The sequence below is a fragment of the Pseudomonas sp. VA159-2 genome (genome assembly GCF_024126635.1).
Taxonomy (GTDB): Bacteria; Pseudomonadota; Gammaproteobacteria; order Pseudomonadales; family Pseudomonadaceae; genus Aquipseudomonas; species Aquipseudomonas muyukensis.
On sequence record NZ_JAMYBV010000011.1, the window covers coordinates 1 to 14,818 of the forward strand.

Genomic DNA, 14,818 nt, shown 5'->3' on the forward strand with positions numbered 1-14,818 from the left:
TGCCCGTCAAGCGCTGGGGCCCAGGATGGGCCCTACAGCGCGGTCCTCCCGGGAGCAAGGCCGGAGTGAGGGAACCCCGGAGCGCAGCGTAGGGGCCGGATGAATGGAGCGAGGATTTTTTGGTGACTTTTTGATCCTTCAAAAAGTTACCCGCCGTAAGGGCGGAAAGGTGATTATGCGTCGCCATCACAAATGAATGCGTATACAACTACCAAAACCAACCAACTAACCAACTAACCAGTTAACCAACTAACCAAAAAACCCTATTCAAACCCATTCACAACCGCTGCAGAATCAACTCCCCGGAAGCCCCAGCCAACCCAGGCTGTCCGGCCTGCCCAGGCCGCCCATTGGCCCCCGCATCCGTGCTATAGACCAGACACCCCTTGCTGGCCCCACCCCGCCCCGCCTTGCCCGCAGCCCCCGGCTTACCCGGCGCACCGCCATCGAGCCGTACCACGATCCGCTCCTGGGCGAACCCCTCAGGCACGCTCAAGCGAATCCGCCCACCCGCAGCGCCATCATGGCCATTGCCCCCATCATCACCATTGGCCCCCCGGCTAGCCTGACCCCAGGTGCAACCACCCGGCGTGCCATTGGCGCCATCGAGCCCGAAATACCCAGGCGCCCCCGCCCCGCCCCGGGCATCGATGGCCACCCGCTCAGCCTCCAGCGCCTCCAGGCGCAGATCCAGGTTGCGCCCCGGCCGCGCCGCCCGCTCGTAGGTACCCGGCGCTCCCGGCGCGCTGAACTCGCTGCCTTCGGCCAGCGCCGCATGCGCCGCCACGATATTCAGCTCATGCTCGGCCGGGGCAATGGCAATGCGCGCATCACGCCCCAGTTCGAGCCGGTCGATCTTCAATTCAGTCAGGCTGGCCGGCAACAGCAAGGTCGCCGAATCGGCCACGCGCAACTGCTCTAGGTGCACGCTGGCCGACTTGTTGGGCAGGCGCAGCATCGAATGGGCGGCAACTTCAAGGCTCTCGGCCTGGGCCAGGGGGGCGGCCAATGCGGCCAACAACATCAATTTACGCATGGCTCGGCGCCTCCTGCGGCCGTGGGATGGACATGACGTGGAAAATGCCGGTCAGCAAGATCTGCAACCGATCGAACCAGCGATGGCTGCGCCCACGCAGGCTGCCATTGAAAAACAGCACCTCGAGCGCATGCAAGCCGAGCAGGAAAACGCCAGCGGCGTTGATCAGCAGGTTGAACGGCAAGGGCTGCGGCATGAACAGATTGACCAGCACCACCCACCAGAAAACCACCGTCAGGGCCTTGCCCAGGCCCAGGATGAACTTCATAGCCCCGCCCCCAAAGAATTGTTGTTATGTCGGCGCGGCCCGTTCGAGCGGGCCGTGCCGACAACAGTAACCCTACAGCTGGGGCTCGCGCCAGAGGGGCTCAGTTCAGGTGCAACTCCACCCGTCGGTTGTGCCCGCGGCCTTCGTCGGTGTCGTTGTCGGCCACCGGCTCCGCCTCGCCACGTCCCTGGCTGGTCACCTTGGTCGGTGCCAGGCCCTGGCTGATCAGGTATTCGGCCACACTGCTGGCACGCCGTTCGGACAGCTTCTGGTTGTAGCTGTCCGAGCCTACGCTGTCGGTGTGCCCGACCACCTTGACACGGGTCACGCTGGGATCGTTGAGCTTGGGCAACAGGCTGTGCAGCCGCTGCTGGGCGCCGCCGGTCAGCTCGGCGGAGTCGAAGGCGAACAGCACCTGGCCCTGGTCGTCCAGGGTGATCACTTCAGGTGTCGCCACAGGCGTCGGGGCCGGCGCCGATGCAGGGTACTGCGGCAACGGGCAGCCCATGTGATCGACCTGCGTCCCCGTCGGCGTGTCCGGGCAGCGGTCGCGGCGGTCGAAGACCCCATCACCATCCTCGTCGCCGTCCTGGGCGTAACAGATCAAACCACCGGCAATGGCCCCGGCAACACCGGCGCCGGCCGCCCAACTGGAACTCTCGATGGCGCCCAGGCCACCCCCGACCAGCCCGCCCAGCAGGCTGCAGATGGGCCAGGTCCTTTGATTGAGGGGCGCACTGCCGTCGCTGTGGGTGGCGCAACCTGCCAGCAGGCTGGTGGCCACTACCAGCGGCAGTGCCGCCTTCGACAAAACACGCATGGTGAATGCTCCTGTGTCACCGGCCGCTACCGGTCACACAGGAGTAAAGACGCGCCCGCGCCACTTCTCAAGGTACAGGCGCTACGCCATCAACGCTGGATCTTGATCTCGGTGCGGCGGTTCATCGCGCGGCCATCGGCCGTGGCGTTGTCGGCCACCGGCTGGGTCTCGCCGGCACCCACCACCGAAACGAAGCTGGCACGCGGCACACCGCTTTGCACCAAGTAGCTGGTCACCGACTGGGCGCGACGCTCGGAGAGCTTCTGGTTGTAGCTATCGGAGCCGACGCTGTCGGTATGGCCACTGACGCTCAAGCGGGCGCTGGGGGCCTCCTGCTTGAGGCGCGTGGCGACGGTGTTGAGGCGCTCCTTGTCGGTGGCGGTCAGGCGCGCCGAGTCGAACTCGAAGTGCACATCGCGAATGACGATGACTTCTTCCTTCTGCACCACGACTTCCTCGACCACCGGCGCAGGCGCAGGCGGGCAACCGTTGGCGTCGACCTGCACCCCGCGCGGCGTGCCCGGGCACTTGTCGCGGCTGTCCGGCACGCCATCGCCGTCTTCGTCGCCATCGCCATGGGCCCAGCAGTAGCCAGCCGCCAGGCCGCCACCGAGCAAGGCGCCCCAGCCGGCCCAGCTGGAACTCTCGATCGCGCCCAGGGCCGCGCCGCCCACACCCCCGACGGCAGCGCATTTCGGCCAGTCGGTTTTCTGCAAACCTGCACAACCAGTCAACACACTGGTGAGCAGAACCAGGGGTATCGCTGTGCGTACTATGCTCATCTTGTTGCTTCTCCTAGGGGGAATCGGTGCAAAACCGATGCTCTGGGAGTAAAGACCGCCGCTTCCCGCTCTGCCAGCAATAAGCCACGACGCGGCACGCCGCCTCTTTGCCGACACGGCGGGGGCCGTTAGTCTTGAGCGACCTGAACGAGGATTGGCAATGACCGACGCTTTCGCCCAACGCACCCCCCAACAGGCCCTGGCCGCCCTGCTCGAACGCTTCGCGCCGCGCCGCCTGCTGCTGGTGGGTACGCGCTTCCCGGCGCTCGACGCCTTCGCCGCGGCCCATCCACACAGCCACATCGAACTGGCCGCGCCCGGGCCCTTGCCTGCGGCGCTGGCCGGCCAGCGTTTCGACCTGGCGCTGCTGGTCGACTGCCTGGAGCACCTGCCCAAGCGCACCGGCCTGGAGCTGCTGGGCGGCATCCGCAACCTCAACGCCAGCCGGGTCGCGGTGCTTGCCGACCTCGCCGCCTGCGGCTGGCAGGCCACGGACTTCTTTGCCCTGGCCCTCTCGGCCAACGAAAAATTCCAGCGCGACGAGCAGGTGTTGAGCTTGTTCACCTATGATTTGCATGACTACAAACAGGTCCCGGACTGGCTCAACGCCAGGTTCTGGGCCAACCCGGAAAATTTTGGCAAGTACTGGTGGTGATTCAATGAGTGTCTCGGTCTGCCCTTGCGGCAGTGGCAACTTGCTCGACGCCTGCTGCGGGCATTATCACGGCGGCACCCCGGCGCCGGACGCCCAGGCCCTGATGCGCTCGCGCTACAGCGCCTATGTGCTGGGGTTGGTGGACTACCTGGTGGCCACCACCCTGCCGGCCCAGCAGGCCGACCTGGACCGCGCCGGCATTGCCGCCTGGAGCGCCCAGAGCACCTGGCTGGGGCTGGAGGTGGAAAGCGCCGAGGTGCTCGGCGGCCAGCCCGAACATGCCTTCGTCACCTTCACCGCGCGCTGGCACGACCAGCAGGGCGATCACCAGCACCGCGAGCGTTCGGCCTTCGTCCAGCACGCCGGGCGCTGGTACTTCATCGACCCGACGGTGCCCTTCAAGGCCGGGCGCAACGACCCCTGCCCCTGCGCCAGCGGGCAGAAGTTCAAGAAATGCTGCGCCAGTTACCTCGGTAGCTGACCATGCGCGCCCTGGCCCGCCTGCTCACCCTCGGCCTGCTACTGGCCTGGCTGGCGGGCTGCGCTAGCTGGGGCGGCGATGACTGGCGCGAGCCGCAGGTGCACCTGTTGCAGGTCGAGCCGGTCAAGCTGCGCCTGCACCAGCAAGCGTTCGTCCTGCACCTGCAGGTCGACAATCCCAATGGCGGCCGCCTGTTCATTCGCAACCTGGCCTATTCGGTCAAGCTCGGCGACCTGTTGCTGGCCGAGGACCAGGCCAGCCTCTGGCGCAGCGTCGGCGGCCATGCCCGGCGCACCTTCAAGATCACTGCGTACACCAACCTCTGGCAGCACCTCAAGCCGCTGGCCAAGCTGCTCAAGGGCGGGCAACCGGTGCAGTACCAACTGCGCGGCGAGCTGGCCACCGGGCTGATCGTGCATCGGGACCTGCACATGACGCAAAGGGGTGAGATAATCCCCGGCGATCTTCAACCGGAGTAACAGCGCAATGACCCAGCAACCCCATGTCCATGGCCCCGACTGCAACCACGATCACGACCACCAGCATGCTCATGATCACGGCCATGTGCACGGCCCGCACTGCAACCACGGCCACCAGGAGCCGGTGCGCAACGCCCTGAAGGACGTCGGCCGCAACGACCCTTGCCCATGCGGCAGCCAGAAGAAATTCAAGAAGTGCCACGGCGCCTGACCGACGCATCACCGCTCCCCGGCAAATGCCGCGGGAGCGGGCCTGCCCCACGCTCGACACGCCCCGCCACGACCGCTGGTAAATAAAGCTCCCCGGCACCTTGCACGGCGACTGCGCGCTCACTACCTTAGCGCCTTTCACAACCCCGCCACGCCCTGCAGGAGCCTAGTCATGGCCGCCCCCGTCCTTCCACCTTCGCGCCCCCACTTCGGCAACACCGCCGTGTTGCTCGGCATGCTCGCGCTCGCCGGTTGCCAACTGGGCGGGCAGCAGGACAGCGTGCCGCCGAGCACCGGCGTGCAGCCGCTCAAGGGCCTGGCGCAGAACGTCTCGGTGCGGCGCAACGCCATGGGCGCGGCGCTGATCGAAAGCAGCAACTTCCATGACGCACTGTTCAGCCTGGGCTACGTGCATGCCGGCGACCGCATCGGGCAGATGGTCGCCATGCGCCTGCTGGCCCAGGGCCGCCTGGCGGAACTGGCCGGCAGCGAGGCGCTGGAGATCGACCGCCTGATGCGTACGGCCAACCTCAAGCAGAACGCCGGGCAGCTCTATGCCGACGCCTCGCCGCGGCTCAAGCGCTTCTTCGAGGTGTATGCCCGCGGGGTCAACGCCTACCTGTTCCGCTACCGCGACAAGCTGCCGGTGGAGCTGGCCCGCAGCGGCTACCGCCTGGAGTACTGGAAGCCCGAGGATTCGGCGTTGATCTTCAGCCTGTATGCCTTCAGCCAATCGGTGAACCTGCAAGAAGAGCTGGCGGCCCTGACCCTGGCGCAGAAGGTCGGCGCCGACAAGCTGGCCTGGCTGCTGCCCGGCGCCCCCGACGAACCCCTGGCCGAGGCCGAGGTGGACAAGCTCAAGGGCCTGAACCTGGCCAGCCAGCTACCGGGCCTTGCCGCCCTGGCGGGCAGCGGCCAGCGCCTGGCCGACCTCGGCCTGCTCGGTGCCCCGGGCTCGTCCAACCTGGCCCTGGCCCCCCAGCGCAGCCGCAGCGGCAAGAGCCTGCTGGCCAGCGACAGCCGCGCCACCTGGGCCCTGAGCCCGGTGCAGATTCACACCGGCAAGTACCAGGTCGCCGGCCTGTCGCTACCCGGCCTGCCGATCGTGCTGGCCGGCTACAACGGCAAACTGGCCTGGAGCGCCAGCGCGGTAATGGCCGACAACCAGGACCTGTTCCTCGAACAAGTGCGCCGCCAGGGCAACCAGCTCAGCTACCTGGTCGACGGCAAGTGGCAGCCAGCCCGGGCGCGCAACGAAACCTTCTTCGTCCGCGGCCAGCGCCCGCAGCGCGAGGTGCTGTACGACACCCGCCACGGCACCCTGCTACCGGGCCATGGCAGCCTGGCACTGGCGCTGCACCTGCCGCATCTCAAGGACGACCGCAGCCTCGATGCGCTGTTCGACCTGACCCGCGCCAGCAACCTCGAGAAAGCCTTCGACAGCACCCGCGAGGTCGGCGCCGCGGCGCTCAACTTCGTCTTCGCCGAGCCGGGGCATATCGGCTGGCAGGTCAGCGGCCGCTACCCCAACCGCCGCGAAGGCCAGGGCCTGCTGCCCTCGCCGGGCTGGGACGGGCGTTACGACTGGGACGGCTTCGCCGACGCCATGCTCCACCCCTACGACCAGGACCCACCGGCCGGCTTCATCGGCCACGCCAACCAGCGCAGCCTGCCCAAGGGCTATGGCATGCAGTTGTCGAGCAGCTGGTACTACCCCGAGCGTGCCGAACGCCTGGCCCAGCTGGCCGGCAACGGCCGCCACGACAGCCGCAGCCTGATGGCGCTGCAGAACGACCAGGTAACGCCGCTGGCCGCCAAGCTCAAGCAGATGTTCGACGCCCCCGGCATGGCCCAGCCGCTCAAGCAGGCCATCGATGCCCTGCCCGCCGCCCAGCGCGACAAGGCCCGCGACGCCCTGGCCCGGCTCAAGGCCTTCGATGGCCGGTTGAGCCCGGTGTCGGCCGATGCCGCGCTGTATGAACTGTTCCTCCACGAGGTGACCCGGCAGACCTTCCTCGACGAACTGGGCCCGGAGTCCAGTCCGGCCTGGCAAGCGTTCGTCGGCAACGCACAGCTGTCCTACTCGGCCCAGGCCGACCACTTGCTGGGGCGCGAGGACAGCCCGTTCTGGGATGACCGTGGCACCGCGCAAAAGGAAGACAAACCGGCCATCCTGGCCCGCAGCCTGGCCGCCGCGATCGACACCGGCACCGCGCAACTGGGCGCCGACCGCCGCGCCTGGCAATGGGGCAAGCTGCACCAGTACCGTTGGCCGGCACCGAACTACCAGGGCCTGGGCGACAACCTGAAGCGCGCGCCGCTGGCCGCCGGTGGCGACTTCAGCACCCTGGCCCTGACCCCCTACGCCTGGGGCAGCCGCTTCGACACGCAACTGCCAGCCTCGGCGCGCATGATCGTCGACTTCGGCCAGGCCGAGCCGCTGCAAGTGCTGACCAGCAGCGGCCAATCCGGCAACCCGGCCAGCCGTCACTACAGCGATGGGCTGGAGGCCTGGTTCAAGGGGCGCTTCATGAGCCTGCCGCTGCAGCCGCAGAACTTCGCCAGGGCCTATGGCAACCAGCGCCTGACACTGACGCCAGGCCGCTAGGCAATCGCGAGAAGGCCGCCGCCACTGGCCGCGAAACCGCCGGTGGTAGCGGGCTTGTCCGGCGATCGAGCCGGTTCGGGTAGAAACCTGCCCGAACTTTCGCGCCCCCACGCCGCTCCCACGTTGTAGGCCCTAACCGATCCCTACACCATGGACCTCGTCATCGCCCGTCCCGAAGGCCTTTATTGCCCGCCCGGTGATTTCTACATCGACCCGTGGCGCCCTGTGGAGCGCGCGGTCATCACCCATGGCCATGGTGACCACGCGCGCACGGGCAATCGCCACTACCTGACCGCCACCCCTGGCGCGGGCGTCCTGCGCAGCCGCCTGGGCGCGGCGGTCGACCTGCAGACCTTGCCCTACGGCGAACCCCTGCTGCACCACGGCGTGACCCTGAGCCTGCATCCGGCCGGCCATGTGCTGGGCTCGGCCCAGGTACGCCTGGAATATCAAGGCCAGGTCTGGGTCGCCTCGGGCGACTACAAGGTCGAGCCCGACGGCACCTGTGCTGCGTTCGAGCCCGTGCGTTGCCACACATTCATTACCGAGTCGACCTTCGGCCTGCCCATCTACCGCTGGCCGCCGCAAACCGAGGTGTTCGCCGACATCGACGCCTGGTGGCGCGGCAATCGCGACCAAGGCAAGGCCAGCGTGCTGTTCTGCTACGCCTTCGGAAAAGCCCAGCGGATTCTCCACGGCCTGGATGCCAGCATCGGCCCAATCCTGGTCCACGGCGCGGTCGAACCGCTTAACCGGGTGTATCGCCAGGCCGGCATCGCGCTACCGCCCACCCAGTACGTCGGCGACTTGCCCCGCCAGGACCCTCAACTGCGCCAGGCCCTGGTGCTGGCACCGCCGTCTGCGGCCGGCAGCAACTGGATGAAACGCTTTGGTGAGTACAGCGACGGTTTCGCCAGCGGCTGGATGCGCTTGCGCGGCACGCGCCGCCGGCGCGGCGTCGACCGCGGTTTCGTGCTTTCCGACCATGCCGACTGGCCGGGCCTGCTCTGGGCCATCGAGCAGACCGGCGCCGAACGGGTGATGGTCACCCATGGTTCGGTGAACGTGCTGGTGCGCTACCTCTGCGAGCGGGGCCTGGATGCCCGCGGCTTCGTTACCGAATACGGCGAGGAAGATGACGCTACAGTGCCGGAGCCGAACCCATGAAGGCCTTCGCCGACCTCTACCTGCGCCTGGACGCGACCACCTCGAGCAACGCCAAGCTACAAGCCTTGCGTGACTACTTCGCGGCCGTCCCGCCGGGCGACGCGGCATGGGCAGTGTACTTCCTGGCCGGTGGCCGTCCCCGGCAACTGGTGCCCACCCGCCTGCTGCGCGAACTAGCCACGCGTCAAGCGAACCTGCCGGACTGGCTGTTCGAGGAAAGCTACCAGGCCGTGGGCGACCTGGCCGAAACCGTTTCACTGTTGCTGCCCGAGCAACCCCACCGTAACGACGACGGGCTGGCTGAGTGGGTCGAACAGCACCTGCTGCCGTTGCGCGGCCAACCCGCCGAAATACTTCACGAGCGCCTGCCTGCGCTCTGGGCAAAACTCGACCGGGCAAGCCTGATGCTGTGCCTGAAGCTGGTCACCGGCAGCTTGCGCGTCGGCGTCTCCAAGTTACTGGTGACCCGCGCCCTCGCGCAGTTGGCCGGGCTGGACAGCAAGCGCGTCGCGCAGCGCCTGGTGGGTTTTACCGACCTGGGCCATCGACCGACCGCGGACAGCTATCTGCGGCTGATCGCCGTGGAATCACCCGACGAGCACCAGCAACGCGGCGGCCAACCTTACCCGTTCTTCCTCGCCCACTCGCTGCAGGCGCCCTGCCAGCAGTTCGACGACCTGCTGGGTCCGCCCGAACAGTGGCAGATCGAATGGAAGTGGGACGGCATCCGCGCGCAAGTGGTCAAGCGCGATGGCCAACTGTGGATCTGGTCGCGCGGCGAGGAACTGGTGACCGAGCGCTTTCCCGAGCTGCACAGTCTGGCCGCGACCCTGCCCGACGGCGTGGTCCTCGACGGCGAGATTCTGGTCTGCAAACCCGCCCCCCTTGCGCAGGCCATCGCCGTGCAGCCCTTTGCCCTGCTGCAACAACGCCTTGGCCGCAAGCGCCTGGGCAAGCAGCTGCTGACTGAAGCTCCGGTGATCCTGCTGGCCTACGACCTGCTTGAGTGGCAAGGCGAAGATTGGCGCAACCGCCCCCTGCATGAGCGCCGTCAACAGCTCGAGCACCTGCTCGCGCAGTACCCATTGGCGGCGGTCCGGCTGTCGCCGTTGCTGACCGGCAAGGACTGGAACGACCTGGCCCACCAGCGCGAAGCGTCGCGCGCCCGGGGTGTCGAAGGCTTGATGCTCAAGCAGCGCGAGGCACTCTACGGGGTGGGCCGGACCAAGGACATGGGCCTGTGGTGGAAATGGAAAATCGACCCGTTCAGTGTCGATGCGGTGTTGATTTATGCCCAACGCGGCCATGGTCGTCGCGCTAGCCTGTACAGCGACTACACCTTCGCCGTGTGGGACGGCCCGGCCGGTGCGCCCGAACGCGCACTGGTGCCTTTCGCCAAGGCCTATTCAGGGTTGAGCGATGACGAAATGCGCCGAGTGGACGCGATCATCCGCAAGACCACGGTGCAAACCTTCGGCCCGGTACGCAGCGTGACGCCTACGCTGGTCTTCGAGCTGGGCTTCGAAGGCATCGCCCTGTCGAAGCGCCACAAGAGCGGCATCGCCGTGCGTTTTCCGCGGATGCTGCGCTGGCGCCACGACAAGCCCGTCGAGCAAGCCGATGACCTGGCGACATTGCAGGCACTGCTGGGCTGAACGCACGGCGAGGATGCGCTCGCCGTGAAGTTGTGCTTCTATCCATGATCCCAGCCCTTCTCGCAGACCGCTTCGTCAGGACTTCCATGCATCATTCGACCCACGAGCTGCTATCTCCCGTCCCCGGCGTCGCCCGCCAACTGCATAGTTTCCATTTCGGTCCGCGCGGTGGCGCCAAGGTTTACATCCAGGCATCGCTGCACGCCGACGAACTGCCGGGCATGCTGGTGGCCTGGCACCTCAAGCAGCGCTTGGGGGAACTGGAGCGTCAAGGCCGGCTGCTGCGTGAAATCATCCTGGTCCCGGTGGCCAACCCCGTGGGCCTGGAACAAGTGCTGCTGGATGCGCCCCTGGGCCGCTTCGAACTGCAAAGCGGCGAGAACTTCAACCGCCGCTTCGTCGACCTGTCCGACAACATAGGCGACCAGATCGAGGCCCATCTGAACCAGGATGCGGCGCACAACCTGGCGCTGATCCGCGAGTACCTGCGCCGCGGCCTGGACGCCCACCCCGCGCGCACGCCGCTGCAGTCCCTGCGCCTGACCTTGCAACGTTTGGCCTGCGACGCCGACATGGTGCTCGACCTGCACTGCGACTTCGAAGCCGTCGAGCACTTGTACACCACACCCGAAGCCTGGCCACAGGTCGAGCCCCTGGCCCGGTACCTGGGCGTGCAGGCCAGCCTGCTGGCCACGGACTCGGGCGGGCAGTCGTTCGACGAGTGCTTCAGCCTGGTCTGGTGGCAATTGCAACAACGCTTCGGCAAACGCTTCCCGATCCCCCAGGGCAGTGTCTCGGTGACTATCGAGCTGCGCGGCCAGGCGGACGTCAGCCATGCCCTGGCCACTCGCGACTGCCAGGCGATTGTGGATTTCCTCACCCACAGCGGCGTGATCGAAGGCCAGGCCGCCCCCTTGCCCGGCCTGCGTCACCCCGCCACGCCGCTGGCCGCCGTGGAACCGGTCACCGCGCCGCTGGGTGGCCTGCTGGTTTTCCATGCCAATCCTGGCCAATACCTCGAAGCCGGCCAGTTGATCGCCGAGGTCATCGATCCACTCAGCGACCGGGTGACGCCACTGCGCAATACCCACGCCGGGCTGCTGTATGCCCGCAGCATCCGACGCATGGCTACCGCGGGCATGGTTGTCGCCCATGTCGCCGGAGACCAGGTGTGCCGCAGCGGCTATTTGCTGGGCAACTGATCCGATAAAACCAAACGCCTCGGCAGGCGGTCACTAGAGGCACAGCCTGAGAGACCGCTAGCCGATGCCTGCCCGCACCGATCTTGCCAACGCCTGGTTCGCCGCACGCCACTGGACACCGTTCGCGTTCCAGCGGCGCCTCTGGGCGGCGGTCGGGCGCGGCGAGTCGGGCCTGCTGCATGCCAGCACCGGCGCAGGCAAGACCTATGCCGTCTGGTTGGCCGCGCTGCGCGCCTGGGCCCAGCCCGGCCCACGCCGCCAGCCGGTGCCCTTGCAGGTGCTGTGGATCACGCCGATGCGGGCCCTGGCGGCCGATACCGCCAGGGCGCTGCAGGCCCCGATTGACGAACTCCAGCTGCCCTGGAGCGTCGGCGTACGCAGTGGCGACACGGGCAGCGCCGAACGCGCCCGCCAAGCCAGGCGCCTGCCCAGCGTACTGATCACTACCCCCGAAAGCCTGACCCTGCTGCTGACGCGTGCCCAGGCCGAAACCGACTTCGCCGGGCTGAACATGGTGGTGGTGGATGAGTGGCATGAACTGCTGGGCAACAAACGTGGTGTGCAACTGCAACTGGCCCTGGCACGGCTGCGGCGCTGGCGGCCACACTTACTGGTGTGGGGTTTGTCCGCCACATTGGGCAACCTGCAACATGCCCAGGACGTACTGCTGCCGCAGGGCGGCCAGCTGATTCACGGGCGCCAAGACAAGCGGCTGCAGGTCGACACGCTGCTGCCCGCACAGCTGGAACGCTTTCCGTGGGCGGGGCACATGGGCTTGAAGATGCTGGAGCAGGTGGTCGCCGAACTGCAGGCCAGCACCAGCAGCCTGGTCTTTACCAACACCCGCGCGCAGGCTGAGCTCTGGTACCAGGCCTTGCTCGAGGCCCGGCCCGAATGGGCGGGGTTGATTGCCCTGCACCATGCCTCGCTGGCGCGATCGAGCCGCGACTGGGTGGAGCGCAGCCTCAAGCAGGGTAGGCTCAAGGCGGTGATCTGCACCTCCAGCCTGGACCTTGGGGTCGACTTCCTGCCAGTCGAACGCGTGCTGCAGATCGGTTCGGCCAAGGGCGTCGCCCGGTTGATGCAACGTGCCGGGCGCTCTGGCCATGCGCCGGGGCGGGCCTCGCGCATTACCCTGGTACCGACCCACAGCCTGGAGCTGGTGGAAGCGGCTGCGGCACGCAAAGCCCTGGCCGCCGGGCAAATCGAAGCGCGCTGCTCGCCGCGCCTGAGCATGGATGTGCTGGTCCAGCATCTGGTCAGCATGGCCCTGGGCAGCGGCTTTGAGCCAGAGCAACTGCTTGAGGAGGTCCGTAGCACCTGGGCGTTTCGCGACTTGCGTGACAGCCAATGGCAATGGGCGCTCGGCTTCGTCCGCCACGGCGGCAGCGCCCTGGGCGCCTACCCCGACTACCAGCGAGTCGAGGTCGGCGCCGACGGCATCTGGCGGGTGGCCAGCGAACGCCTGGCACGGCGCCACCGCATGGGCATCGGCACTATCGTCAGCGAGGCCAGCCTGCAATTGAAGTACTGGAGCAAGGGTGGCGCTGGCAAGCACCTGGGCAGCGTGGAGGAGGCATTCATCGCCCGCCTGCGGCCGGGCGATACCTTGGTGTTCGCAGGCCGGGTACTGGAACTGGTACGGGTGGAAAACATGACCGCCTACGTGCGTCGCAGCACCGCGCGCAAGGCCGCCGTAGCGCGCTGGAACGGCGGGCGCATGCCGCTATCGAGCGAGCTGGCCGAGGCCTTGGTCGGGCAGCTCGACGCGGCGGCGCAGGGTCGTTTCGAAGGGGAAGAGATGCGCTGCGCACAGCCGTTGCTGGCGCTACAGGCGCGCTGGTCGGCGCTGCCGACGCAAGATACGCTGCTGGCGGAAACCTTGTCCTCTCGGCAAGGCTCGCACCTGTTTCTCTATCCCTTCGCCGGCCGCATGGCCAACTTGGGACTGGCCAACCTGATCGCCTGGCGGGTGAGCCGCGAGCAACCGCTGTCGGTCTCCATCGCAGTCAATGACTATGGCTTCGAATTGCTCAGCCCCAGCCCTGTGGACTGGGCCAGCCAGCTGCCTGCGACACTGGACAGCGAACAGCTTCTGGACGATGTGCTGGCCAGCCTCAACGCCGGCGAAATGGCTTTGCGGCGCTTTCGCGAAATCGCCCAGATCGCCGGCCTGGTGTTCGGCGGCTATCCGGCTGCGCAGAAGAGCACACGGCAGATACAGGCCTCGAGCGGGCTGTTCTACGAGGTATTTCGCAAGCATGACGCCGATAACCTGTTGCTGGGCCAGGCCCGTGACGAAGTGCTGAACGAGGAGCTAGACATCGAGCGGCTGCGCCGGCAATTGCGCAAGATGGCTACCCAACGCCTGGTACTACGAGCCCTGCAACGCCCCGGCCCGCTGGCATTTGCCCTGTTGGTGGACGGCATGCGCGAAACCCTGACCACCGAGAAACTGGCCGACCGGATCGCGCGCATGGTCAACGAGCTGGAAAGAGCCGCGGCAAAAGAGGCCCAAGCATGCAACCGCTGACCATCGAACATTGCGGTGAGACCTTGTGGTTGCTACCGGACAAGGCGCTGTACTGGCCTGCACGCCAGGCGTTGCTGGTGGCCGATGTGCATATCGGCAAGGCTGCCAGCTACCGCGCCCTGCACCAGCCCGTGCCGCGCGGTACCACCCTTCAAACCCTCGAGCGCCTGGACAGGTTGTTGGCGAGCTGTGCGTGCTCGACGCTGATCATACTTGGCGACTTCCTGCATGCCCGTACAGGTCGCGCGGCAGCCACGCTCGCGGCCGTGCAAGGATGGCGAGAACGCCACCGGCAGTTGCAGATCGTCCTGGTCAGGGGCAATCACGACCTGCATGCCGGCGATCCGCCGGCCGCACTGCGCATCCAGGTGGAAAACCAGCCGTGGCCGCTAGGCCCCTTCGCCCTGCAGCACGAGCCACTGCCCCACGCAGAGCGCCCGGTGCTCGCCGGCCATGTCCACCCTGTGTTCGTCTTACGTGGCCGCGCACGGCAACGCCTGCGCCTGCCATGCTTCGTGGTCGGCCAGCAGGTGACGCTGCTGCCAGCATTTGGCGCATTCACCGGCGGCTACGCAGTGACGCCCAACGCCGGCGACCAGGTATACCTCGCGGCAGCGGGACAGGTCTGGCCGGTGACCGGCTGATCAGGCTACCGGTGCTGGCGGTGGCTCGTCGGGCAGGGTCGGCTCACCCGGCTCCATGGGCTGTTCGCCGGGGTCGCCAGGCTGAGGCGTGTCGGGATCGGGCTGGTGCGGCACGCCGCCGGCGTGCAATGGGATCGACGCATGGACAGTGGGGTGCGCCAACAGCGACCAGGCCAGCAATCCGATCTGGTTCGGCTGCAGGACGGCCAGCTTGGCGCTGATTGCGGGGTCGAGTTTCATAGGCAGCTCCTCACGAGAGCCGACGCGCTTCATGCGCG

15 protein-coding genes are annotated in these 14,818 nt (G+C 67.2%); 10 read left to right on the forward strand and 5 right to left on the reverse strand.

The features are described from left to right. Window positions 1–277 precede the first annotated feature (277 nt). The 4 genes from NJG22_RS12860 to NJG22_RS12875 form a co-directional block, all read right to left on the reverse strand. Window positions 278–1,036, reverse strand: a complete 759-nt coding sequence (locus NJG22_RS12860; RefSeq protein WP_253094977.1) for a collagen-like protein — start codon at window positions 1,034–1,036, stop codon at window positions 278–280. Next, a complete protein-coding gene (locus NJG22_RS12865; RefSeq protein WP_217853331.1) occupies window positions 1,029–1,304 on the reverse strand; it encodes a DUF1145 domain-containing protein in 276 nt (91 codons plus the stop codon). Before NJG22_RS12865 ends, NJG22_RS12860 begins: the two co-directional genes overlap by 8 nt. A 100-nt stretch (window positions 1,305–1,404) precedes the next feature. Then, window positions 1,405–2,124 (reverse strand): OmpA family protein, encoded by a 720-nt coding sequence (locus NJG22_RS12870; protein WP_253094978.1) that lies wholly within the window; start codon window positions 2,122–2,124, stop codon window positions 1,405–1,407. A gap of 89 nt (window positions 2,125–2,213) precedes the next feature. Next, a complete protein-coding gene (locus tag NJG22_RS12875; RefSeq protein ID WP_253094980.1) occupies window positions 2,214–2,906 on the reverse strand; it encodes an OmpA family protein in 693 nt (230 codons plus the stop codon). A 160-nt stretch (window positions 2,907–3,066) separates the two neighbouring features. Here NJG22_RS12875 and NJG22_RS12880 point away from each other — a divergent pair, with 160 nt between their 5' ends. The 10 genes from NJG22_RS12880 to pdeM all read left to right on the forward strand — a co-directional run bounded on the left by NJG22_RS12880 (window position 3,067) and on the right by pdeM (window position 14,540). Continuing rightward, window positions 3,067–3,561 carry a DUF6231 family protein gene (locus NJG22_RS12880; protein WP_217853328.1) on the forward strand — a complete coding sequence of 165 codons (495 nt, stop codon included), beginning with the start codon at window positions 3,067–3,069 and terminating at the stop codon, window positions 3,559–3,561. 4 nt (window positions 3,562–3,565) lie between these two features. Further along, window positions 3,566–4,042 (forward strand): YchJ family protein, encoded by a 477-nt coding sequence (locus NJG22_RS12885; RefSeq protein WP_253094982.1) that lies wholly within the window; start codon window positions 3,566–3,568, stop codon window positions 4,040–4,042. A 2-nt stretch (window positions 4,043–4,044) separates the two neighbouring features. Next, on the forward strand, window positions 4,045–4,521 hold the full coding sequence (locus NJG22_RS12890; RefSeq protein ID WP_253094984.1) for an LEA type 2 family protein: 477 nt from the start codon (window positions 4,045–4,047) through the stop codon (window positions 4,519–4,521). A gap of 7 nt (window positions 4,522–4,528) precedes the next feature. Further along, window positions 4,529–4,732: an SEC-C metal-binding domain-containing protein gene (locus NJG22_RS12895; RefSeq protein ID WP_217853325.1), complete on the forward strand. Its 204-nt coding sequence runs from the start codon at window positions 4,529–4,531 to the stop codon at window positions 4,730–4,732. A 171-nt stretch (window positions 4,733–4,903) separates the two neighbouring features. Next, window positions 4,904–7,339, forward strand: coding sequence for a penicillin acylase family protein (locus NJG22_RS12900; protein ID WP_253094986.1), 2,436 nt, complete (start codon window positions 4,904–4,906; stop codon window positions 7,337–7,339). 150 nt (window positions 7,340–7,489) lie between these two features. Continuing rightward, window positions 7,490–8,506: a ligase-associated DNA damage response exonuclease gene (locus NJG22_RS12905; protein ID WP_253094987.1), complete on the forward strand. Its 1,017-nt coding sequence runs from the start codon at window positions 7,490–7,492 to the stop codon at window positions 8,504–8,506. Next, window positions 8,503–10,161, forward strand: a complete 1,659-nt coding sequence (locus NJG22_RS12910; protein ID WP_253094988.1) for an ATP-dependent DNA ligase — start codon at window positions 8,503–8,505, stop codon at window positions 10,159–10,161. Before NJG22_RS12905 ends, NJG22_RS12910 begins: the two co-directional genes overlap by 4 nt. An 86-nt stretch (window positions 10,162–10,247) precedes the next feature. After that, the gene (locus tag NJG22_RS12915) at window positions 10,248–11,363 is read left to right on the forward strand and encodes a succinylglutamate desuccinylase/aspartoacylase family protein (protein ID WP_253094989.1); all 1,116 of its coding nucleotides are present in this window, start codon (window positions 10,248–10,250) and stop codon (window positions 11,361–11,363) included. A 64-nt stretch (window positions 11,364–11,427) separates the two neighbouring features. Next, a complete protein-coding gene (locus NJG22_RS12920) occupies window positions 11,428–13,896 on the forward strand; it encodes a ligase-associated DNA damage response DEXH box helicase (RefSeq protein WP_253094990.1) in 2,469 nt (822 codons plus the stop codon). Beyond that, the gene (gene pdeM / locus NJG22_RS12925) at window positions 13,884–14,540 is read left to right on the forward strand and encodes a ligase-associated DNA damage response endonuclease PdeM (protein WP_253094991.1); all 657 of its coding nucleotides are present in this window, start codon (window positions 13,884–13,886) and stop codon (window positions 14,538–14,540) included. Before NJG22_RS12920 ends, pdeM begins: the two co-directional genes overlap by 13 nt. Here the strand turns inward: pdeM and NJG22_RS12930 are convergent, their stop codons facing one another. Next, on the reverse strand, window positions 14,541–14,780 hold the full coding sequence (locus tag NJG22_RS12930; RefSeq protein ID WP_253094993.1) for a hypothetical protein: 240 nt from the start codon (window positions 14,778–14,780) through the stop codon (window positions 14,541–14,543). Window positions 14,781–14,818: the final 38 nt, after the last annotated feature.